We start from the raw sequence: 20783 nt of genomic DNA on the forward strand, positions 1-20783 counted from the left end.
CGCATGTCAGCCGCACCCGTCGTCTCGATCAAGAATCTGAAGCTCGCGCTACCGCCGGGCTCCGACCGCCCCTACGCCGTCGACGGCGTCTCCTTCGATCTCGTACCCGGCAAGATCCTCTGCGTGGTCGGCGAGTCCGGCTCCGGCAAATCGATGTGCGCGCATGCGCTGATGGGGCTGTTGCCGAACACCATCATCCGCGAGGCCGGCGAGATTGCGTATGACGGCCGAAACCTGCTCACGCTCGACGACACCGGCTGGCTCGCGCTTCGCGGCCGTCATATCGCAATGGTCTTCCAGGAGCCGATGACCGCGCTCAATCCGTTGATGCGGATCGGCGATCAGATCGCCGAAATGTTCGAGGCGCACAATCTGTTGACGCCCCGGCAACGCAAGCAGAAGGCATTGCAGCTGCTGCGCGAGGTCGGCCTGCCCGAGCCCGAGCGTTCGGCGCGCGCCTACCCGCATCAGCTGTCCGGCGGCCAACGCCAGCGCGCGATGATCGCGATGGCGCTGGCGCTGGAGCCGGCCGTGCTGGTGGCCGACGAGCCGACCACCGCGCTCGACGTCACCACACAGGCGCAGATCCTCGAGCTGATCCGCGACTTGCAGCGCCGCCGCAACATGGCGGTCATGTTCATCACCCACGATTTCGGCGTCGTCTCCGATATCGCCGACCGCGTCGTCGTGCTCCAGCACGGCAAGGTGGTCGAACAGGGCGCGGCCGACGACGTGTTGCGGCGCCCCCAGCATGCCTACACGCGCGCGCTGCTTGCGGCGGTGCCCTCGATGCAGCCGCCGCCGCGTGCGCCGCTTGCGGATCGCGCCAAGGCGGTCGAGGTGATCGGTCTCGACAAGACCTATGTCAGCGGCGGCGGCTGGTTCCAGCCGGAGCGGCGGGTACGCGCCGCGAACGAGGTCAATTTCGACATCCTGCAAGGCGAGACCGTCGGCCTGGTCGGCGAATCCGGCTCCGGCAAGTCATCCGTCGCCCGCCTCGTGATGCGCCTGATCGAGCCGGACCAGGGCACGGTCCGCCTCGGCGACACCGATTTCACCCGCGTCGCCGGCCGCGCGCTGCGCAAGGAACGCAGCCGCATCCAGATGATCTTCCAGGATCCGTTCGCCTCGCTCAATCCGCGGCGCAAGGTCGGCAACATCATCGCCGACGGGCCGATCGCCCACGGCACCGATCCGGCGGTCGCGCGTCAGCGTGCCGCTGAGCTGCTCGGTCTCGTCGGGCTCAATGCCAGCGCGATGGAACGCTATCCGCACGAATTCTCAGGTGGCCAGCGCCAGCGCATCGGCATCGCCCGCGCACTTGCGCTCGAGCCGGAAATCATTGTCGCCGACGAAGCCGTCTCGGCGCTCGATGTCTCCGTGCAGGCGCAGGTGCTGAACCTGCTGGAAGACCTCAAGGCGCGGCTCGGCCTGTCGATGCTGTTCATCACCCACGATCTGCGGGTGGCGGCGCAAATCTGCGACCGGATCGCGGTGATGCAGCGCGGCGCGATCGTCGAGCTGAAGCCGACCGCCGCGCTGTTCTCGACGCCCGAGCATCCCTACACCCGCGAGCTGCTCGCCGCGGTGCCCGGGCAGATCTCCTCATCGCGTGCGGCCTGAACCATGCGTTGTGCCCTGATCAGCAGCAGCCTCGATCTGCGCGGCTATTACGGTGCGGAGCTCGCGCGCATCGCGCCGCACATCGAGGTGGTCGATCACGCCGGCGATGCCGCGGATGTCCGGCTCGCTTTGGCCTGGCATCCCCCCGACGACGCGTTCGAACGCTATCCCGATCTGCAGGCGGTGTGCTCGATCGCCGCCGGCGTCGACAACATCATGACCTGCCCGAGCCTCCCGCCCGGCGTCGACGTGGTGCGCGTGGTCGATCCCGGACAGGGACAGATGATGTCGGGCTTCATCGCCTGGCATGCGATCGGGCATCAGCGCGGCTTTGCCGCCTTCAGCGCCCAGCAGCGCGATCGAATCTGGCAACGCCGCGCGCAGCGGCGCACACAGGATGTGCCCGTCGGCATCCTCGGCAATGGCGAGATCGGCCGGCGCGTCGCCGTCGACCTCGCCCATCTCGGCTTTCCGGTGATGTCCTGGAGCCGGACCGCCAAGGCGATTTCATCGGCGAGCCGGAGTTTCCACGGGCCCACCGGTCTTGCCGCAATGCTCGGCGACACCGAGGTGCTGGTCAATCTGCTGCCGTTGACACCAGAGACGCGCAACATCCTCAATGGCGATCTGTTCGGCCAGATGCGCCGCGGCGGCTATCTGATCCAGGTTGGCCGCGGCGAGCATCTGGTGGAAGCCGATCTGCTCGCAGCACTCGACAGCGGTCAGCTGGCTGGAGCTGCGCTCGACGTGTTCGCGACCGAACCGTTGCCTTCGGCCCATCCGTTCTGGCATCATCCGCAGATCGCCATCACGCCGCATGACGCGAGCGACGTCAGCGTCAGCGCCGTTGCGACGACGCTTGCCAACACGGCGGACGCGATCCGCGCCGGACGGCGTCCCCCGCATGCGATCGACCGCGCACGCGGCTATTGATTGCGATACGGAGCAGCGTCAGATGCAGAACCCCCGTTCGTCCGCCGATGCCGCGCACCCGCTCGACGGGCTGCGCGCCGCCGGGCCGATTGCGGAGGCGCGAGCGCAGGCGCTTGTCATGGAGCATTACGGCCTGTCGGCCGACATCCGCCGGCTCGACAGCGAGCGCGACCAGAATTTCCGGCTGTGCGCACCAGATGGATGCGAATACGTCCTCAAGATCGCCAATCCCGACGAAGATCGGGCCGTCACCAATCTGCAGACCGAGGCGCTGCGGCACGTCGCGGTCCGTGATCCGCTGCTACCGATTCCGCGCATCGTCTCCGCGCGGAATGGCGCTGCCGAGCTCGAGATCGGCTTCGACGACGGCTCGGCGAGGGTCATGCGGCTGCTGACGTTCCTCGCTGGAACGCCGATGCATCAGGCGCCGCCGTCGGCGGCCTTGCGCGGAGATGTCGGCCGCTGCGCGGCACGGCTCGCCGTTGCGCTGCGCGACTTCGTTCATCTCGGCGCAAACCACAAATTGCTCTGGGACATCCAGCATGCCGCCGAGCTGCGGCCGCTGCTCGGCGCGGTGCCGCCCGCCCAGCGCGGACTGGTCGAACGCGTCCTCGATCATTTCGAGGCCGACGCCGTGCCCTTATTGGCGCAACTTCCACAGCAGCCGCTGCACAACGATCTCAATCCGCACAACATCGTCGTCGACGCGGACTCACAGAGGCGCGTCTGCGGCATCATTGATTTCGGCGACATGACGGCGACGGCGCGCATCAATGACCTCGCGATCGCGGCAGCCTATCAGGTGACCGACGGCGAAGATCCACTGGCGCCGGCGCTCGATCTGATTGCGGCCTATCATGCGGTCTCGCCGCTCGAAGAGCGCGAGCGCCATATCCTGTTTGACCTGATCGCGACCCGCATGGTCATGACCATCGTGATCAGCCATATCAGGGCCGCTCGCTATCCGGAGAACAGCGCGTATATTCTGCGCAACAACAAGCAGGCGTCGGCCCGGCTCGCCCGGATCGCGACACTGACGCGAACACAGGCCACGCAGCAGATCGAGCGTGCCTGTCAGGGAGAGTGACACAATGCCGGCCGACACCTCGACCCAGCAGCTGATCGCGCGCCGCAACCGCCTGCTCGGCCCCGCCTACCGGTTATTCTACGAGCAGCCGGTGCATGTCGTGCGCGGCGAAGGTGTCTGGCTGTATGACGCCGCAGGCAACCGCTATCTCGACGCCTACAACAACGTCGCCTGCGTCGGCCATTGCCATCCGCATGTGATCGAGGCGATAGCGCGGCAGGCCGCGGTGCTCAATACCCACACCCGCTATCTGCACGAGGCGATCCTCGACTATGCCGAGCGACTGCTCGCGACCTTTCCGGCCGAGCTCGGCCAGGTGATGTTCACCTGCACCGGCAGCGAGGCCAACGATCTGGCGCTCCGCGTCGCCCGCACCTGCACCGGCGGAACCGGCGTCGTCGTCACCCGGACCGCCTATCACGGCGTCACCGGCGCGCTCGCCGAACTGTCGCCGTCGCTCGGCCTGCCCGAGCCGACCGCCCCCCATGTCCGGCTGGTGCCCGCGCCGCAGTCCGCGGGCGATCAAACCGGTGAGGTCTTCGCAAGCCACGTCCGTGCCGCATTGGAAGATATGGCACTCAGCGGCATTCGCCCGGCCGCGCTGCTGGTCGACACGATCTTCTCCAGCGACGGCGTATTCGCCGATCCGCCGGGCTTCCTGCGGCCGGCGGTGGAGGCCGCGCGTGCGGCCGGCGCGCTGTTCATCGCCGACGAGGTGCAGCCCGGCTTTGGTCGCTGTGGCGAGGGCATGTGGGGCTTTGCCCGCCACGGCGTGGTCCCCGACATGGTCACGATGGGCAAGCCGATGGGTAACGGCCATCCGATCGCGGCGATGGCGGCACGACCGGAGTTGCTGAAGGAATTCGGCGCGCGCTCACGCTATTTCAACACCTTTGGCGGCAACCCCGTGTCCGCCGCCGCCGGCATGGCCGTGCTCGACGTAATCGAGCGGCAAAGCCTGGTCGAGAACGCCAGGCGCACCGGCACTTATTTGCGCGAGCGGCTCACCGCGCTCCGCGCGCGGCATGAACTCGTGGCGGAGGTTCGAGGTGCTGGTCTCTTCATCGGTGTCGAGCTCCGCCGCGGCGACTCGGCCGCCGCGGGTGAGACGACGAAACTGGTCAATGCAATGCGCAGACGGCATGTTCTGATTAGCGCGGCCGGTCCCAGCGCGAATGTGCTGAAGATTCGTCCGCCCCTGACGTTCGGCATGGAGCACACCGATCTGCTGGTCGAGGCGGTCGATCAAGCGCTGCAGGAAAATTCGATTGACTGACGATCTCGCGGATTGCTGGACCTTGGTCAGCAACGGTCAATACCTCATGCCGCCCTTCGGCTTTACCCCGCTGATACCGGCCTTGAGCATTTCCGCAACCAACCACACTGTCCGGTCCGTCGCAGCGTCGGTCCCGAGGCCACGCGAGGAGACATACGGGATAGGATGAGACTTTTCTTGATCTCCCGGTGTACACGTCGTGCACACGCGCCTTCTAATCAGTTGAAAAACTAAGCTCTCGCTCCAATCCATCATTGGCGAGATTGAGCGAGCTAAGGCAACAAGGGACGGCTTCATCGATCATTACCCACGTGATCAGCCCAAAGTGAAACCCGGTCAATTGAAAATGATCGCTATGTTCATATCCGATCTCACTGGCTACGATGATCCTCGGCTCCTTTGGCTCCCCCCACAATGCCCCAGGCATTCGTTACCTTCGCTGGAGCGGCAGGCGGCTTTGAACGTAAAGTGGCGGGTGGAAGCGCACGCTGCAGTTGGCTGCGCGAGACCGCACTGTCGCCACAACTTTCGTGCGGTGACGACCGGCCAGGAGTGGACACATGGCGATTCTCGATGAGCCCCGCTAGAAACGGAACCTGATCCCGTTGAAGAAGGCGCTGGAGCGCGGCGACTTTGGCCGGACCAAGGCCTATGAGTTAATCAAGGAAAAGAAAATCATCGCCTACAAGATGGGCGGGCAGACCATGGTCGATGCCGATTCCATCGACGCCTATCACATGAGCCTTCCCCGCATTGAACCGGGCACATGAAGACTGGCCTAGCTTAGCTGGTTTGCGAGCCTTCGCGGATTGCCTCGACCGGCACAATCATTTTTGGATCGGCAAAGCCATCGATCCGGTCCGCCCAATGCTGCATCAACTTCGTGCGCGAACCGATAAGTGCAAGGGGGCCGTGCCGCTTGTAGGTCGCCTTGACTGAATTGCTTTCGAGATGTGCCAATTGCAACTCGATGATGTCGCTGTCCCATACCTTGGTTTCCTCGATCTCCTCATGGTGGCAAAGGGTCGAGAAGGTCGTGCGGAAACCATGTGCGCAATGCTCGGCCTTGGTATCAAGGCCGAGCGCGCGCAGCCGCTGACATAGCGTTCTGCTCGACAGTGGCGCGTCTTGGGCACAAGCGAACACGTAGCGCCGGTTGCCTGTGATCTGTTGCACGCGCCGCAGGATCGCAAGAGTCTGCCGCGACAGCGGCACGACGTGGTCCCATCCGGTTTTCATCTTCACCGCGGGAATGGCCCAGCGCTTGGCATCCCAGTCGACTTCCGTCCATTCCATATCGTTGATCATGCCGGGACGAGGGACGGTCAACGCATCGACCCGCAGGGCGTCACCGACCACGTCAGAGCTTGGAGCCCGCTTTGCTCGTTCTGTTCGGGTCCGGCCGCGCGAACGACGTCGAGCACCTTCGAACAAGCCAATTTTTTACGTCCGAGGTAATCGAATTGGCGCGCAGGGCGGCTCATCTTCCACGGCACAGGAGATGACCATGCTGATGCTGTCCCTTATCCGCGCCTTCGCCGTCCTGCTCCCGTGGCTGATCCATCTGGCCACCTGGCTGGTCGCGCGCTCGCTCAACATGCCCCAGCCGCTCGTGCATGCGACCGGCCTGTTCGTGTTCGCGCAGGTCTACGCGGTCGAGATGAGGGTCGGCAAGGCGCTGTGCCCGCCTCGGCTGTGGCGTCAGCTGCAGTCCCTGTTCCGCTGACCACCCCTTCCCAAACCAGAGGAGATGCTGCCATGATCCACTCGTCCCAGCTGCTGCGCCGCGCTTTGCTTGCCGATGCCGTGTTCAGCGGCATATCCGCCCTGGCGATGGTGCTCGACACCAGCGCGCTGGCCTCGCTGCTCGGTCTGCCGGAAGCGCTGCTGCGCGAGACCGGGCTATTCCTGATCGCCTACACCGCGCTGGTCGGCTGGCTCGGCGCGCGAACCTCGCTGCCGAAGGGCCCTGTGATCCTCGTGGTCGCCGGCAACGCGGCCTGGACGCTCGCCAGCATCGCGCTGCTGCTGTCGGGCGCGGTGTCGCCGAACCTCTTCGGCACGATCGTGATCCTCGCCCAGGCGATCGCCACCGGTGTGTTCGCCGAGCTGCAATATGTCGGGTTGCGGAGGAGTGAGGGTGCGGTGACGGCGTAACAGCGACCGTCATTGCGAGCGAAGCGATCCATGTCTTGGCAAGCGGGATGGATTGCTCAATCTCGTCATTCCCCGGTGCGCAATTGCGCACCTGAGGGCGCGCCTCTTGGCGCGAGCCCGGAATCCATTGTGCTGCTGGAACTATGGCCCGATGGATTCCGGGCTCTCGCTTCGCGAGCCCCGGAATGACGACGGGGGATCGCGCCTGTAACGTTCGCCGACCGCCAGCATCACGCCCTGCCCGCTGGCGACCCCCATCTCGAGGCTGGAGGCGATGCGCCGCGCGCGCTCGATGAAATGCTCCGCCGCGACCGGCGGGCACAGCTCCTGCGCGGTCGCCTCGAACAATTCGAGCCAGCGATCGAAATGCGCGGCATCGATCGGCAGCGGCATATGCTTGACCATCGGCGTGCCGTGATAGCGCCCGGTCATCAGGGCGACCGACGACCAGAACGCACACATCTGGGCCAGATGCGGCTCCCAATTGCTGATCCTCGCCTCGAACACCGGCCCGATCATCGGGTCCTTGCGCACCCTTGCGTAGAAGGCGTGCACCAGCTGCGCGATCATGGCCTCGGTGATCCCGGTCCGCGCGACGATCTCGGCGGTGATCTGCTCGCGGCGCTCTGCTCCTGTCATCGCTCATATCCTAAATATGCATTTCAAATACCTATTTAGATTGCTATAGCTGATCCGCCAAGTGCTGATTTCGAAGGGCTTCCATGCGCCTGACTTCGTTCACGGATTTTGGGCTCCGCGCCCTGATGCGGCTGGCCGGCGAGCCGGATCGGTCGTTCGCCACCAGCGAAATCGCGGCCGAGTTCGGCATTTCCCGCAATCACCTCGCCAAGGTGGTGCGCGACCTTGCCGAGGCCGGCTTCATCGCGACCCAGCGCGGTGCGGGCGGCGGATTTTCGCTGGCGCGGCCGGCGGAGACCATCACCCTCGGGCAAGTGGTCCGGGCGCTGGAAGGCGGCAGCGCGCTGGTCGAATGCTTCAGGGAGGATGGCGGAGATTGCGTGCTGCTGCCGCGCTGCAGGCTGAAGGCAAGGCTCGCCGCGGCGCGCGAGGCCTTCATGCGCGAGCTCGACGGAACCACGCTCGCCGAATGCGCCTATCTGCCACGGCCCGCGCGCCATCCGGCGCGCGCGTCATGACGATCGTCGAACAGGATCGGTCTTGGGACTCAGGCCTGCAGCACGCGCGCGGCGCCGCGCTTTGAAGGGACCACGCGCTTGCCGGCTGCGGCCGTCAGGGTGTGGCCGTTGAGGTGCTTGCCGTTCAGGGCCTTGCCATTCAGGGTCTTGCCGTTGCCGGCCTTGCCGTTAGGAGCCTTGCCGTTAGGAGCCTTGCCGTTAGGAGCCTTGCCGTTTGCCTTGGCGACCTTCTTCGCGTTTGCCTTCCTCTGCCTGGCCCGCGTCTCGGCAAGCTTCTCGGCCTCGCGCTTGGCCTTCCGTTCGGCCTTTTCCTTCAGCCGCAGCCGCTCCGCCCTCGCCTCCGCGCGCTTCTTCTTGCGCTTCTTCTCGCAGGCATCGCATTTGCAGCCGATCGGCTTCAGATAGGCTTTGAAATAGTCGGTTCCGTAATCGTAATTGATCTCGTCGCCCGGCTCGATGTCCTTGATGGCGCGGATGAACACCTTGCGCTTGCGGGGCTTGACGTCGGATTCCGCGTTCGGCCTGCAGGCGTGGTTGATGTAGCGGGCAACGTTCTCGCGGATCGAGCCGTCGATGGTCCAGCGGTTGGTGAGCTCGAACAGGTATTTGTTCTCGATCGCGTCCTCATCCTTCTTCTTCGAGTCGAGCAACGGCCCGAAATAGCGGATGATCTTGGTGCCTTTCTTGATCGGCTTGGTGGCGAAAAGGCCAAGGCCGGTACGGGAACGACCAACGCGATAGGGCTTGTGCGATAATGATGCGGGCATGATGATCGAGGCTACGGCACGCCGGGGCGCACGCGACAAAGTTGCGAAGCCGCCCTTCTAGGACGATTCCGCGCGCCTGTCAGGTGTTTCCGGCATGTCTGTTGAACCTTCCCCAGATTGCATATGTCAGACACAAAGTAACGTCCGGATCGCGGGTTTCCCCCGATGAAATACCTTGCTTTTGCAACAGCCGTTATGGCGCTGGCTTGCGCAAATCCCGGTCAGGCTGCCTCTGAGACGATCAGCAGCAGCTACACCTCGACCGCGCCGAAGGCCTGCCGGATGATCGGCAAGCCCAACGAGGAGGACGGCAGCACCACGCGGGTCTGCCCGGGGAAGTCCGGCCTCGTGGTGCTGATCAACGAGGGCGATCTGCGCGAAGTGGTTTCGGTCGGCCGAAACCGCGCGGCTGCGGCGAAGGAACCGGCGGCGCAGGCCTGGTTCGGCCCGTTCAGTTCGACCGGAGATACGGTCGAATGGCGTGCCGCCGGCAGCAAACCCTTCGCGATCATCCAGCGCTGGCAGATCGCCGACAACAGCGAGCAGGACAAGCGCGGCGGCCCGGTCTCACGGACGATGCTCGCGGTGACGCGGCTGCCGCCGGGCGATGTCTGTCATGTCGCCTATGTCGACGTCGCGGCCAATCCCAACGCCAACGAGCTGGCGCGGCAGGCCGCCGACGATTTCGCCCGCGATTTCAAATGCGGCGCGGACAAGGTGAAGACGATCGGCCAGAGCGGCCGCACCACGTCGCTGACAAAACGCTAGGGCCGCGCCGAGCGGCCCGCGGACAAACGCAGCATCGCGGTCAACAACGTCTCCACCGATGTGCCTTCGGGCGCTCGATCCAGAATCGTCTTGAGGCGTCCGTCCAGCAGCAGCATGGTGAAACCATGCACCAGCGACCAGGCGGATGCGATCGCGGCAGCCTGATCCAGCGTAAGCTGCTCCTTGGAAATCTGCTCATGCCGGCTGGCACCGACGCCGCGGGTCAGCCCTGCGAACGATGCTTCGGACGCCTCGTGCAGCGAGGGCCGCGAATGATCGAGGCGCTCGCTGCGGAACATCAGCCCATACATGCCGGGATGCGCCTGAGCATAGGCGACATAAGCCTTGGCGCTCGCCACCCCTTTCTCGGACGGCGCGGTCGCCGAAGCGTCTGCAGCGGCCATCGCGAGGCCGAATTGCCGGAAACCGATCGCGGCGAGTTCACTGAGCAATCCGGTGAGATCGCCGAAATGATGCGTGGGAGCCGCGTGCGACACACCGGCCTCGCGCGCCACCGCGCGCAATGTCAGTCCCGCCAGCCCGTCACGCTCGAGCACGCGCTCGGCGGCCTTGAGCAGCGCCTCATGCAGATCGCCGTGATGATACGGCGTGTCATTGGCCCGGCGCCGCGACGCCGGACGGTCCGCAGCTACCCGCGCAACCCGGCGCGTCGGAGCCCGCACCGGGCGAGTCGCTTTGTTTTCCTTGGATAATCTTGCCATGACGCCGTTATATGTCGCAATTTTTACACTGTAAAGATTTTGCTTGACGATCGAAGGTGTGATCCCTAGTGATATCTTTACGATGTAAAGATCATAATGCAGGGAGATGCGAATGCTCGACCAGGTCACCTCGAACACGGCGCGGTCCAATCTGGCGCCGATCCCGTTTGAAGCCGATGCGCCGTTCCTGAAGGTCACCGGCGAGTTGCCGCGCGAACTCAACGGCACGCTCTACCGCAACGGCCCCAATCCGCAGTTCGAGGTCCCCGGCGCGCACTGGTTCGTCGGTGACGGCATGCTGCACGCCTTCCGTCTCGAGAACGGCCGCGCCAGCTACCGCAACCGCTGGGTCCGCACCGCGAAATGGCAGGCCGAGCACGACGCCGGCCGCGCGCTGTTCGGCGGCTTCGGCCGCAAGCTGGCGGACGCGCCGGAGACGATCACCACCGACGGCTGCGTCGCCAACACCAACATCATCTACCATGGCGGCAAGCTGCTCGCGCTCGTCGAGAGCCATCTGCCGACCGAAATCGAACCCGGCACGCTCAATCGCCTCGGCTATTGCGACTACAAGGGCGCAATCTCCGGCCCGTTCTCAGCGCATCCAAAGATCGATCCGGTTACCGGCGAGATGGTGTTCTTCGGCTACAACGCCGCGGGTCCGCTGACGCCGGCGCTGTCGTACGGCGCGGTGAGCGCATCCGGCGTGGTGACGCGGTTCGAGCGCTTCGAGGCGCCCTATGCCAGCATGGTGCACGACTTCATCGTCACCGAGAACCACGTGCTGTTTCCGATCCTGCCGATCACCGGCAGCATGCAACGCGCGATGCGCGGACAGGCGCCCTACGCCTGGGAGCCGGAGAAAGGCGCCTATGTCGGCGTGATGAAGCGCAACGGCGCATCGAAGGACATCATCTGGTTCCGCGCCGAGACCTGCTACGTCTTCCATGTCATGAATGCGTGGGAAGACGGCAACCGCATCATTGCCGACGTGATGCAGTTCGAGGAAGCACCGCTGTTCAACCATCCCGACGGCTCGCCGACCGATCCGAAGAAGAACCGGGCGCGCTATTGTCGCTGGACTTTCGACCTTTCCGGCAACACCGATCGCTTCACGCAAACCTATCTCGACGATCTCACCGGTGAATTCCCCCGCGTCGACGATCGCCGCGCCGGACTCGCGAGCAATCACGGCTGGTACGCCTGCGCCAACCCTGATCTACCGATGTTCGGTGCGCTGTCGGGCATCGTGCATGTCGACGGAAAGGGCAAACGGCTCGGCCATTATCTGCTGCCTGCCGGTGATACGATCTCCGAGCCGGTGTTCGTCGAGCGCGGCGCGGACGCCGCGGAAGGCGACGGCTGGCTGCTCGCGGTGGTCTGGCGTGCCCGCGAGAACCGCAGCGACCTCGCTGTCTTCAACGCGCAGGATGTCGAGGCGGGCCCGACCGCGCTGGTCCATCTCGGCCACCGCGTGCCGGATGGCTTCCACGGCAATTGGGTGGGGGCGGAGTAGCACTCAATCGTCCCAGACGTGAAGGCCACTAATCTCTCCGCTCATCATGCCCGGCCGCGTGCCGGGCATCCACGTGAGCGTAGGCGCCCTATTTCATTGTCATTTCTCAGTTTTCCTTCGCTGCTTCACGATTTTGACACTGTAAAGATTTCGCTTGACGCTCTCCTTGCCCGCCTCTAGGCTATCTTTACGTTGTAAAGATCAGCCCTCGAGGCTCCCAATGACGATCTTCCTGATCCTCGCTCCCTACGGCGCCTTCGCCACACTGATGCTGGTGACCTCGGCCACGGTGAGCCTGCTCGCTGCCGCACTGATCTGCCTTGGCGTCATCGCGTTCGATATCGCGCACGGCCGCAGCATCAAGAGCCTCGGCGTCGGCTCGGTGCTCGTATTCACCGCGGTCGGCTTCTACCTCACCTTCGTCGATGCGACGGCAAGCATGATCGCCGTGAAGATAGCGGTCGATGCCGGTATCCTCGCGGTGTCGTTCGGCTCGATCCTGATCGGCCATCCCTTCACGCGGCAATATGCGCTCGAGCAGGTCGATGCCGAGACCGCGAAGCAGCCCGGCTTCCTCTATGCCAACTACCTGATCACCGGCGCCTGGACCGCAGCGACGTTGCTGATGTTGATCAGCAACATCGCGGTGCTCTATGTGCCGGCGCTGCCGCTGTGGACGGGTCTGCTGGTTGCCTTCGCCGCGCGCAACGCCGCGGTCGGCTTCACCCGCTGGTATCCGCAGTATCGCGCGGCCAAGTACGGCGCGCCGCCGGCTGCCGCGCTGCCGTCGCACTGAACGCTGCGGTCATACGACCAGAACAATCACCACGTCAGAGCAAACGGAAACCACGACGATGAAGAGCGTTTTTGCCAGGCTCGCGAGCGACTTCCTCTCCACCATCGTGTTCCTGGTGGTCTATCTCGTCACCGACAATGTCCTGATCGCTACCGGCGTTGCGATCGCGGGCGCAATCGCGCAAGTGATCTATGCGCGCGTGATGGGACAGGCGCTCGGCTACATGACCTGGGCGAGCCTTGGGCTGGTGATCGTGCTGGGCGGCGCGACGCTGCTCACCAACGATCCGCGCTTCGTGCTGGCGAAGCCCGCGATCGGCCACATCGCGATCGGCGCGATCATGCTGAAGCGCGGCTGGATGCTGCGCTATCTGCCGCCGATCGTGGCCGAGACTATTCCGGAATACGCCACCCTCGCCGGCTATGCCTGGGCCGGGCTGATGTTCATCCTCGCCGCCGGCACCATTGCGATCGCAGCCACCGGCGACATCAAGCTGTGGGCGTTCTACGTGTCGGTGGTGCTGCTCGGCGCCAAGATCGTCGCCTTCGCGATCCAGTATGTCGCCTTCCGCTTCCTGGTCGACAACCGGCTGCGCGCCGCCGCCCGCGCCTGATCGCCGCAGCCGCCAACTAGGCGCAAGCTGCAAGATGGGCTATACCGCCCGCACGCTTTACATCTCGAGGGGAGACATCAATGGCGGTGGACGGTAACTGGAATCTCACGATGACGACGCCGATGGGCGAGCGCAAGGCGACGCTGTCGCTGGCCAGCTCGGGCGGTACGCTCACCGGCACTCAGGGCGCCGAGGGCAACTCCACCGAAATCTTCGACGGCACCGTGAACGGCGATGACGTCGCCTGGAAGGTTTCCATCACCAACCCGATGCCGCTGACGCTCGAATTCACCGGCAAGGTCGCCGGCGACGGCATCTCCGGCGAGATGGGCATCGGCCCGATGGGCAGCTTCCCCTTCACCGGCTCGCGCGCGTAAGCGCGATTTTCTAGAACCAGATCTGCATCGGCAGATCATGTCCATCTAGCGGCTGCGGTCCCTCGGGAACGCAGCCGCTTGGTTCATGGGCAGCCAGCGCCACCGCGCAGGCATCCAGCACATCGTCGCGCTTTGCGCCGCTGCCGATCCGCGTCTCGGTGAGCCAGCGATCGATGTCGTGAAAGCCTGATCGCTTGAGCAGCCTGCGGCGGAGCGTATCGCCCTCCTCCGATTTCTTGCGCGGCAGCCGCGCGCCGCCGTTCAGTCGCAGGAACACCAGTTCGGGATGAACCTCGCGGATGTCGCGTGCGGCGTTCACACGGACGAACGCATCGACCTCCATGATCTTCTTGCCGAGGTGCCAGAGTTGGCGTGAGACGGCGGTCTGGCCGCGGCGCCTCGCTTCCTTGTTCGCCCTGTCGGGGTCTTGAAACTCCTGCCACAGCCAGCGCCGCGCGCCGGTGAAGACGCGCGAAGTGTGCGGGCGCAGCCGTGCGCGGGCGAGCAGGTCGCAATCGCGTTCCCCGTCATCAGTCATGCCGATCGGGATATCGATCCCGGCACGATCGAACGGACGCGAAAGCGCGTCCGCGACATCGCTGTGAAAGGAAATCGTGCGCTGGTCGCCGTCGATGCTGACGGAGACCCAGCCCCTGGAAAACCCGTCGAGGCCGACCGCAATCAACCCAGATTCAATTCCTTGAAGAAGTCGTTGCCCTTGTCGTCGATGATGATGAAGGCCGGGAAATCGACCACCTCGATGCGCCAGATCGCTTCCATGCCGAGCTCGGGATACTCGACCACCTCGACCTTCTTGATGCAATGCTCGGCGAGGTTCGCCGCGGCACCGCCGATCGAGCCGAGATAGAAGCCGCCGTGCTTCTTGCAGGCCTCGCGCACCGCGACGGCGCGGTTGCCCTTGGCGACCATCACCATCGAGCCGCCCGCGGCCTGGAACTGGTCGACGAAGGAATCCATGCGGCCGGCCGTGGTCGGACCGAACGCGCCGGAGGCATAGCCGTCGGGCGTCTTGGCAGGACCCGCGTAGTACACCGGATGGTTCTTGAAATAGTCCGGCAGCGGCTCGCCCTTCTCCAGCCGCTCGCGCAGCTTGGCGTGGGCAGAGTCGCGCGCCACGATCATGGTGCCAGTCATCGAGACGCGGGTCTTGATCGGATATTGCGACAGCGTCGCCAGGATTTCCTTCATCGGCTTGTTGAGGTCGATCTTGACGACCTCGCCGCCGAGCGACTGCTCGACCGCGGGCAGATACTGCGCCGGATTATGCTCGAGCTCCTCGAGATAGACGCCGTCCTTGGTGATCTTGCCGAGCACCTGGCGGTCCGCCGAGCAGGACACGCCGAGCCCGATCGGCAGCGAAGCGCCGTGGCGCGGCATGCGGATCACGCGCACGTCGTGGCAGAAATACTTGCCGCCGAACTGCGCGCCCACCCCCAGGCTTTGCGTCATCTTGAGGATTTCCTGCTCCATCTCGAGATCGCGGAACGCATTGCCGTCGGCCGAGCCGTGGGTCGGCAGCGCATCGAGATACCGCGCCGAGGCAAGTTTCACGGTCTTCATGCAGAGCTCGGCGGAAGTGCCGCCGATCACGATCGCAAGGTGGTACGGCGGGCACGCGGCGGTGCCAAGCGTCAGCACCTTCTCCTTCAGGAACGCCAGCAGCCGGTCCTTGGTCAGCACCGAGGGCGTCGCCTGGAACAGGAAGCTCTTGTTGGCAGAGCCGCCGCCCTTGGCCATGAACATGAACTTGTAGGCATCGTCGCCCTCGGCGTAGATCTCGCACTGCGCCGGCATATTGTTGGCGGTGTTCTTCTCCTCATACATCGACAAGGGAGCGACCTGCGAATAGCGCAGATTGCGGCGCAGATAGGCATCGCGCGCGCCTTCGGACAACGCGGCCTCGTCCTCACCATCGGTGATGACGTTGCAGCCCTTCTTGCCCATGATGATCGCGGTGCCGGTGTCCTGGCACATAGGGAGCACGCCGCCGGCCGCGATGTTGGCGTTCTTCAGGAAGTCGAAGGCGACGAACTTGTCGTTGTCGCTGGCTTCCTTGTCCTCGAGGATCGAGCGCAGCTGCTTCAGATGGCCCGGCCGCAGATAGTGGTTGATGTCGCCGAAGGCGGCCTCGGAGAGCGCCCGCAAGGCCTCGCGCGACACCACCAGCATGTCCTTGCCGAGGACCTTCTCGACCCGGACGCCCTCGCTCGTCACCTTCTTGTAGGGCGTGGTGTCAGCACCAAGCGGGAACAAGGGCGTGTGCTTGTAGGGCGGAACGGGCTTCTGCTGGTCGGGGAAGGCGGAGGGGGCGTTCATGAGCTGCTCTTTGGGCTTGCAGGTCGGGTTCGAAAGGCCGGTCCGGCCGCGAGGCCGCCGGCAATGTAGAGCCGTTCTAAGCCTTTTTCGGACAAAGGAAAGGGAAGCCGGCCGCCTTCCAGCCATGCGCCGGACCGGCAATCCACGTGCTAGGTTTCATGCCACGGTAATCTTGGGTTGCCACAACGCGCAGCACATCAGCAATCGGCCAGCGAAGCCATCAGGAGACCTTCATGAAGACAGCGCTTTTCATCCGGTGTGCGGCGCTGGCCTTGTTGATCGCGCTCCCGAGCGGCGCCGAAGCAGCCCGCCTCGGCAAGTCCTGCGGCGGCCTTGCCGGCCTGCAATGCAGCCGGGTCGGCCAGTTCTGCCAGTTCAAGCCCGGCAGCTGCGGCCGCGCCGACCAGACCGGCACCTGCGCGTTCCGGCCGACGATCTGCAACAAGATCTTCAAGCCCGTGTGCGGCTGTGACGGCAAGACATACGGCAATGATTGCGAACGCCGCGCTGCCGGTGCCTCCAAGGCGCAGGACGGCAAGTGCACGTCCTGACGGACAGGCCATATTGACGCGCTCCGCGGGAGCCTGCATGTAGCTTCGCGTATTTTCGTACCGCGGGGGTATTTCGTGACAGCACCGTTGCGCCGACGCTTGCCTTTGGGCATCCGCTCCACCCTGCCCGCCGCGCTGATCGCGCTGGCGCCGGCCTTCACTGCTGCACCCGCCCATGCCGATCCCTGCGTGGACATCGCAAAGCAGCTCGCCGGCCAGATCGACGGGCTGAAGGTCAATTTCAGCGCCGCCAACATCACATACCTCACACATCCGGCCGCCAAGGAATTGTCGCTCGGTTGCCGCGGCAAGGACTATGCGATCGAGCTCTATGCCAAGACCGACCGCAAGATGAAGCCGGAGTTCTTCAACCTGGTCGGCTCCGCGACCGCGCTGATCTTCACCGTGCCGAAGGACGACGCCACCACAGGCACCTCACGCTGCCTGAAGCGCATGGGCATCCTGCGCGGCAATACCATCAACATGCGCTATCGCCGTCTCAACCTCGAATGCACGCGCAACCGGACCGACGCCTCGATCACGGTCCGCCGCGGCAACAACGAGTGATCCGGTAGAGCTCTAGGCTTCCGCGGTAACCCGCCCGATCGCATCGACGATCTTGCCCCATCCCGGGCTCATCATGTCGAAGGCGAAGCGGTTGCCCGGGAAGACGAAGCCGTCATGCACCATGCGGACATGGGTTCCGCCCTCGACCGGCGTCAGCGTCCAGGTGACGACCGAGTCGAGCTTCGATCCGTATTGCGGATTGGTGTCGGCGCCGCCCTTCCAGGAATAGCGCAGCAGGCGGGGTGGATCGCAATCCAGCACCTCGCAATGCACGACGCCGTCCCAGTCGCCCATCGGCTTGGTGCGGAAATAGAAGCGGTGCCCGACGCTCGGCTGAAAATCGTTCGGCATCAGCCATTTCATCAGCAATTCGCTCGTGGTCAGCGTCCGCCAGATCCTGTCGGCGGCGTAAGGCAGCACCTTCTCGACCGTGATCGCGTGCGTCTCACCCATCACTCACTCTCCTTCAACAATTTCTCGAGATTGGCGAAGCGCTCGGCCCAGAACGTCTCGTAATGGCCGAGCCAGTCGATCAGCGGACTGAGCCCCTTCGGCGCGACGCGATAATGGATGTGCCGGCCCTCACGCCGCTCGGCGACGAGGCCTGCATCGCGCAGCGCGCGCAGATGTTGCGACACCGCCGGCTGCGACACCTTTGAGCCCTGCACCAGCCCGGTCGCGGCGACTTCGCCCTCCCGGATGATCCGCTCGAACACCGCCCGCCGCGTCGGGTCGGCAAGGGTCTTGAGCACATTGGTCAGCTGCATGGCGGTGGTCATGCAGATATATAAGCAATTGCTTATATGATTGTCAATGCGGAAGCGATGCAGTTGCGGCGCTGGAACACCTCCCCTGCTCCGAAAGTTGATGGCTGCGGTCGCATGTTTGCAGGGAAAACAGTGCGATAATCGCGGCTGGAATCACGGAGCCGCCCATGATCGCAAAGCTCCTCTTGCAGAATACGTTCTTCGTCCTCGCCATGGCCGCGCTGCTGTTTGCCTTCGCCGGCACGCTGCATTGGCCCGGCGCCTGGGCTTACCTGATCGCCTCGGCGCTGATCGGCCCGGCCTGCGGGCTGTGGCTTGCCAAGGTCGATCCCGGCCTCCTGGCCGAGCGCATGCGTCTCACCACACGCGAGGGCCAGCCCGCCGAGGACAAGCGCTTCATGCTGGTGTTCCTGGTCATCGCGGTGCTGTGGTTCGTCGCGATGGGGCTCGATCGCCGCTTCGGCGGCGCCAATGCCGGCGTACCGCTGATCGTGCTCGGCCTCGCGCTGTATCTGCTCTCGACCGTGCTGATCCTGTGGGTGTTCCGCACCAATTCGTTTGCAGCACCCGTCGTCAAGGTGCAGACCGAGCGCGACCATCACGTGATCTCGACCGGTCCCTACGCGCTGGTCCGCCATCCGATGTATGCGAGCGTGATGCTGTTCTTCATCGGCGTGCCGCTGACGCTCGGCTCCTGGTGGGGTCTTGCCTTCGTGCCGGTGTTCTTCGCGATGTTCGCGTTCCGCACCGGGATCGAGGAGCGCACGCTGATGGCGGGATTGTCAGGCTATGCTGACTATGCGGCGCGGGTGCGCTATCGTCTCGTGCCCGGACTGTGGTGAGGGACCGACCGTCATGGCAGAGAGCAAGATCTACACCGGCGGCTGCCATTGCGGCCAGGTGCGCTTCGAATGCACCACCGACATGGCCATGGTGACCGCCTGCAACTGCTCGATCTGCACCAAGAAGGGCCTGCACTTCGTGTTCATGCCGCCGTCGAGCTTCCAGCTCCGCGCCGGCGCCGAGAACCTGAAGGAATATCTCTTCAACCGCCATGCGATCCGCCACCAGCTCTGCGTCGATTGCGGCGTCGACGTGTTCGCGCGCGGCAAGAAACCCGACGGCTCCGACATCGTGGCGCTCAATGTCAGCTGCATCGACGGCATCGACCTGTCGAAGATCACGATGACGCCGGTGGATGGGAAGAGCCGGTGACTCTTTCACATCGTCATTCCGGGGCGGTCCGCAGGGACCGAACCCGGAATCTCGATATTGCGGCGCGAGATTCCCCGATGCGCAATTGCGCATCTGAGGTTCACGCTTCGCGTGCCCCGAATGACGAGCTCTACAAATCCAGCGCCTTGTAGCGCCGGAAAATCCCCTCCTCGTTGAACGGAATCCGCCGCTCGCTCGCCAGATACGCCTTGAGGTTCGGCCGCCCGGCGACACGATCGCGCAGCGCGATCAGGCGCGGGATTTTCTTTTCGAACGCAGCCACGCGCTTCGGGAAGGCGTAGCGCAGGCCTTCCACGATCTGGAACAGCGACAGATCGACATAGGTCAGCCGGCGTCCGGTGACGAAGGCACCGCCGTTCGCTGCGACCAGGTCCTCGAAATAACCGAGATATTTCGGCACCCGCGACGCCCAGAATTCTTCCGTGCGCTTCTTGGCCGGCGCCTTCTGGTCCTCGTAATACAGCGACGGGCCGAGCGGATGATGGGTGTCGTGGATCTCCAGCACGAAGTCCGTGATCGTCAGCTGCAGCTGGTGCACCCAGAGCTTCCCCGCCTCCGCCTTCGGCGCCAGGCCGTGACGCGCCCCGAGATACAGCAGGATGTTGGCGGTCTGACCGATCACGAGACTGCCGGCCTTGAGGAATGGCGGCGCAAAGGGCGGCGTGCCCTTGTGCGCGTCCATCATCTTCATCATGGCGCCGGTGCCGCCCTTGCCGCGCGCGACGTCGGTGTAGCCGGCGCCCGCATCCTCGAGTGCGAGGCGGACATATTCGCCGCGGCCCTGGATCATCGGCCAGTAGTAAAGCTGATAGTGCATGCACTTGCCTCCAAAAACTTCGCAGCGTCATTTCTCTTCAGTCGTTTTTATTCATCGCGATCGTAGCCGCGCCGCGGCCCAATCGTCCATCGCACACGGGCCGCCTGTCCGAACCGCGCGCAGACTGCTAAGGTTCCAAGCATCGAGTCTTCGATGAAGGATCAACTGATGGCGGACGACAAGAAGAAGCGGGGCGCACAGGATCGCGCGCTGATCGCGTTGAGCGAGTCCTACGAAGTTGCGTACTGGTCCAAGAAGTTCAAGGTCACGCCGGCAAAGCTCACGGCCGCCGTCAAGAAGGTCGGGCATTCCGCGAAGAAGGTGGAAGCCTATTTCAAGGAGCAGCGCCACATGGCCGCCGATCGCGCCCGGATCGCGATCAGCGAGCCCTACGAGGTCCGCTACTGGTCGAAGAAGTTCAAGGTGACCCCTGCCCGGCTCAAGGCCGCGGTCGCCGAGGTCGGACATTCCTCGAAGAAGGTCGAGGCCTATTTCGCGGCAAAGAAGAAAACCGCGAAGAAAAAGAAGACGGCCAAGAAGACAGTGAAGAAGACCGCCAAGCGGAAGAAGAGCTGAGCCGCCGCTCACCCGTCATTGCGAGCCAACGGGTCGCGCGAACGCGCGCCCGATGACAGGCTCCGCGAAGCAATCCATCGTGCGGCATACGCGGATAGATGGATTGCTTCGTCGCTATCGCTCCTCGCAATGACGGACAT

At 64.4% G+C, this 20783-nt stretch carries 27 protein-coding genes; 18 read left to right on the forward strand and 9 right to left on the reverse strand.

Features of this window, described 5'->3' with window-relative positions:
* Positions 1-3: 3 nt before the first annotated feature.
* The 5 genes from QDT69_RS05105 (at position 4) to QDT69_RS05125 (ending at position 5689) form a co-directional block, all read left to right on the forward strand.
* Positions 4-1623, forward strand: a complete 1620-nt coding sequence (locus tag QDT69_RS05105) for an ABC transporter ATP-binding protein (protein ID WP_279705541.1) — start codon at positions 4-6, stop codon at positions 1621-1623.
* A gap of 3 nt (positions 1624-1626) precedes the next feature.
* Positions 1627-2556 (forward strand): glyoxylate/hydroxypyruvate reductase A, encoded by a 930-nt coding sequence (locus QDT69_RS05110; RefSeq protein ID WP_279705542.1) that lies wholly within the window; start codon positions 1627-1629, stop codon positions 2554-2556.
* 22 nt (positions 2557-2578) lie between these two features.
* Positions 2579-3643: a phosphotransferase gene (locus QDT69_RS05115; RefSeq protein ID WP_279705543.1), complete on the forward strand. Its 1065-nt coding sequence runs from the start codon at positions 2579-2581 to the stop codon at positions 3641-3643.
* Between the two features lie 4 nt (positions 3644-3647).
* Positions 3648-4919 carry an aspartate aminotransferase family protein gene (locus QDT69_RS05120; protein ID WP_279705544.1) on the forward strand — a complete coding sequence of 424 codons (1272 nt, stop codon included), beginning with the start codon at positions 3648-3650 and terminating at the stop codon, positions 4917-4919.
* A 605-nt stretch (positions 4920-5524) separates the two neighbouring features.
* Positions 5525-5689, forward strand: coding sequence for a helix-turn-helix domain-containing protein (locus QDT69_RS05125; RefSeq protein WP_279705545.1), 165 nt, complete (start codon positions 5525-5527; stop codon positions 5687-5689).
* Positions 5690-5702: 13 nt separating this feature from the next.
* Here the strand turns inward: QDT69_RS05125 and QDT69_RS05130 are convergent, their stop codons facing one another.
* A complete protein-coding gene (locus tag QDT69_RS05130) occupies positions 5703-6278 on the reverse strand; it encodes a site-specific integrase (protein WP_279705546.1) in 576 nt (191 codons plus the stop codon).
* Positions 6279-6420: 142 nt separating this feature from the next.
* Between QDT69_RS05130 and QDT69_RS05135 the strand changes: the two genes are divergently transcribed.
* Positions 6421-6645, forward strand: a complete 225-nt coding sequence (locus QDT69_RS05135) for a hypothetical protein (RefSeq protein ID WP_279705547.1) — start codon at positions 6421-6423, stop codon at positions 6643-6645.
* A 32-nt stretch (positions 6646-6677) separates the two neighbouring features.
* On the forward strand, positions 6678-7076 hold the full coding sequence (locus tag QDT69_RS05140) for a hypothetical protein (protein WP_279705548.1): 399 nt from the start codon (positions 6678-6680) through the stop codon (positions 7074-7076).
* Between the two features lie 141 nt (positions 7077-7217).
* Here QDT69_RS05140 and QDT69_RS05145 read toward each other — a convergent pair whose 3' ends face one another.
* Complete coding sequence (locus tag QDT69_RS05145) at positions 7218-7715, reverse strand: group III truncated hemoglobin (RefSeq protein ID WP_279705549.1); 498 nt, start codon at positions 7713-7715, stop codon at positions 7218-7220.
* 83 nt (positions 7716-7798) lie between these two features.
* Here QDT69_RS05145 and QDT69_RS05150 point away from each other — a divergent pair, with 83 nt between their 5' ends.
* Positions 7799-8233 carry an Rrf2 family transcriptional regulator gene (locus QDT69_RS05150; RefSeq protein WP_279705550.1) on the forward strand — a complete coding sequence of 145 codons (435 nt, stop codon included), beginning with the start codon at positions 7799-7801 and terminating at the stop codon, positions 8231-8233.
* Between the two features lie 29 nt (positions 8234-8262).
* Here QDT69_RS05150 and QDT69_RS05155 read toward each other — a convergent pair whose 3' ends face one another.
* Complete coding sequence (locus QDT69_RS05155) at positions 8263-9000, reverse strand: SET domain-containing protein (protein ID WP_279705551.1); 738 nt, start codon at positions 8998-9000, stop codon at positions 8263-8265.
* Positions 9001-9165: 165 nt separating this feature from the next.
* Here QDT69_RS05155 and QDT69_RS05160 point away from each other — a divergent pair, with 165 nt between their 5' ends.
* Positions 9166-9768 carry a hypothetical protein gene (locus QDT69_RS05160; protein ID WP_279705552.1) on the forward strand — a complete coding sequence of 201 codons (603 nt, stop codon included), beginning with the start codon at positions 9166-9168 and terminating at the stop codon, positions 9766-9768.
* Here the strand turns inward: QDT69_RS05160 and QDT69_RS05165 are convergent.
* A complete protein-coding gene (locus QDT69_RS05165) occupies positions 9765-10490 on the reverse strand; it encodes a TetR/AcrR family transcriptional regulator (RefSeq protein WP_279705703.1) in 726 nt (241 codons plus the stop codon). The two genes, QDT69_RS05160 and QDT69_RS05165, sit on opposite strands and share 4 nt — an antisense overlap.
* Positions 10491-10602: 112 nt before the next feature.
* Here QDT69_RS05165 and QDT69_RS05170 point away from each other — a divergent pair, with 112 nt between their 5' ends.
* The 4 genes from QDT69_RS05170 (at position 10603) to QDT69_RS05185 (ending at position 13792) form a co-directional block, all read left to right on the forward strand.
* Entirely contained in the window at positions 10603-12006 is a 1404-nt protein-coding gene (locus tag QDT69_RS05170) for a carotenoid oxygenase family protein (RefSeq protein WP_279705553.1), read from the forward strand.
* 220 nt (positions 12007-12226) lie between these two features.
* A complete protein-coding gene (locus QDT69_RS05175; RefSeq protein ID WP_279705554.1) occupies positions 12227-12802 on the forward strand; it encodes a hypothetical protein in 576 nt (191 codons plus the stop codon).
* Between the two features lie 58 nt (positions 12803-12860).
* Positions 12861-13415 (forward strand): septation protein IspZ, encoded by a 555-nt coding sequence (locus QDT69_RS05180; RefSeq protein ID WP_279705555.1) that lies wholly within the window; start codon positions 12861-12863, stop codon positions 13413-13415.
* A gap of 80 nt (positions 13416-13495) precedes the next feature.
* Positions 13496-13792: a hypothetical protein gene (locus QDT69_RS05185; RefSeq protein WP_279705556.1), complete on the forward strand. Its 297-nt coding sequence runs from the start codon at positions 13496-13498 to the stop codon at positions 13790-13792.
* 10 nt (positions 13793-13802) lie between these two features.
* On the opposite strand, the gene QDT69_RS05190 is transcribed toward QDT69_RS05185, so the two are convergent.
* Positions 13803-14477, reverse strand: coding sequence for a DUF429 domain-containing protein (locus QDT69_RS05190; RefSeq protein WP_279705557.1), 675 nt, complete (start codon positions 14475-14477; stop codon positions 13803-13805).
* Positions 14474-16129 carry a fumarate hydratase gene (locus QDT69_RS05195; protein WP_279705558.1) on the reverse strand — a complete coding sequence of 552 codons (1656 nt, stop codon included), beginning with the start codon at positions 16127-16129 and terminating at the stop codon, positions 14474-14476. The genes QDT69_RS05190 and QDT69_RS05195 overlap by 4 nt, the downstream gene beginning before the upstream one ends.
* 233 nt (positions 16130-16362) lie before the next feature.
* Between QDT69_RS05195 and QDT69_RS05200 the strand changes: the two genes are divergently transcribed.
* A complete protein-coding gene (locus QDT69_RS05200; protein WP_279705559.1) occupies positions 16363-16680 on the forward strand; it encodes a Kazal-type serine protease inhibitor family protein in 318 nt (105 codons plus the stop codon).
* Between the two features lie 105 nt (positions 16681-16785).
* Positions 16786-17247 carry a hypothetical protein gene (locus tag QDT69_RS05205; protein WP_279705704.1) on the forward strand — a complete coding sequence of 154 codons (462 nt, stop codon included), beginning with the start codon at positions 16786-16788 and terminating at the stop codon, positions 17245-17247.
* Between the two features lie 12 nt (positions 17248-17259).
* On the opposite strand, the gene QDT69_RS05210 is transcribed toward QDT69_RS05205, so the two are convergent.
* Together QDT69_RS05210 and QDT69_RS05215 are read right to left on the reverse strand one after the other, a co-directional pair.
* Positions 17260-17700 carry an SRPBCC domain-containing protein gene (locus QDT69_RS05210; RefSeq protein WP_279705560.1) on the reverse strand — a complete coding sequence of 147 codons (441 nt, stop codon included), beginning with the start codon at positions 17698-17700 and terminating at the stop codon, positions 17260-17262.
* Positions 17700-18026 (reverse strand): metalloregulator ArsR/SmtB family transcription factor, encoded by a 327-nt coding sequence (locus QDT69_RS05215; protein ID WP_279705561.1) that lies wholly within the window; start codon positions 18024-18026, stop codon positions 17700-17702. Before QDT69_RS05215 ends, QDT69_RS05210 begins: the two co-directional genes overlap by 1 nt.
* Positions 18027-18181: 155 nt before the next feature.
* On the opposite strand from QDT69_RS05215, the gene QDT69_RS05220 reads away from it, so the two are divergent.
* Both QDT69_RS05220 and QDT69_RS05225 read left to right on the forward strand, forming a co-directional pair.
* Positions 18182-18856 carry an isoprenylcysteine carboxylmethyltransferase family protein gene (locus tag QDT69_RS05220; protein WP_050421143.1) on the forward strand — a complete coding sequence of 225 codons (675 nt, stop codon included), beginning with the start codon at positions 18182-18184 and terminating at the stop codon, positions 18854-18856.
* A gap of 13 nt (positions 18857-18869) precedes the next feature.
* Positions 18870-19229, forward strand: a complete 360-nt coding sequence (locus QDT69_RS05225; RefSeq protein WP_279705562.1) for a GFA family protein — start codon at positions 18870-18872, stop codon at positions 19227-19229.
* Positions 19230-19359: 130 nt separating this feature from the next.
* Here QDT69_RS05225 and QDT69_RS05230 read toward each other — a convergent pair whose 3' ends face one another.
* A complete protein-coding gene (locus tag QDT69_RS05230) occupies positions 19360-20067 on the reverse strand; it encodes a glutathione S-transferase (RefSeq protein WP_279705563.1) in 708 nt (235 codons plus the stop codon).
* A 168-nt stretch (positions 20068-20235) separates the two neighbouring features.
* On the opposite strand from QDT69_RS05230, the gene QDT69_RS05235 reads away from it, so the two are divergent.
* Complete coding sequence (locus QDT69_RS05235; protein ID WP_279705705.1) at positions 20236-20643, forward strand: DUF3606 domain-containing protein; 408 nt, start codon at positions 20236-20238, stop codon at positions 20641-20643.
* Positions 20644-20783: the final 140 nt, after the last annotated feature.

The sequence above is a fragment of the Bradyrhizobium sp. CER78 genome (assembly GCF_029846235.1).
Lineage (GTDB): Bacteria > Pseudomonadota > Alphaproteobacteria > Rhizobiales > Xanthobacteraceae > Bradyrhizobium.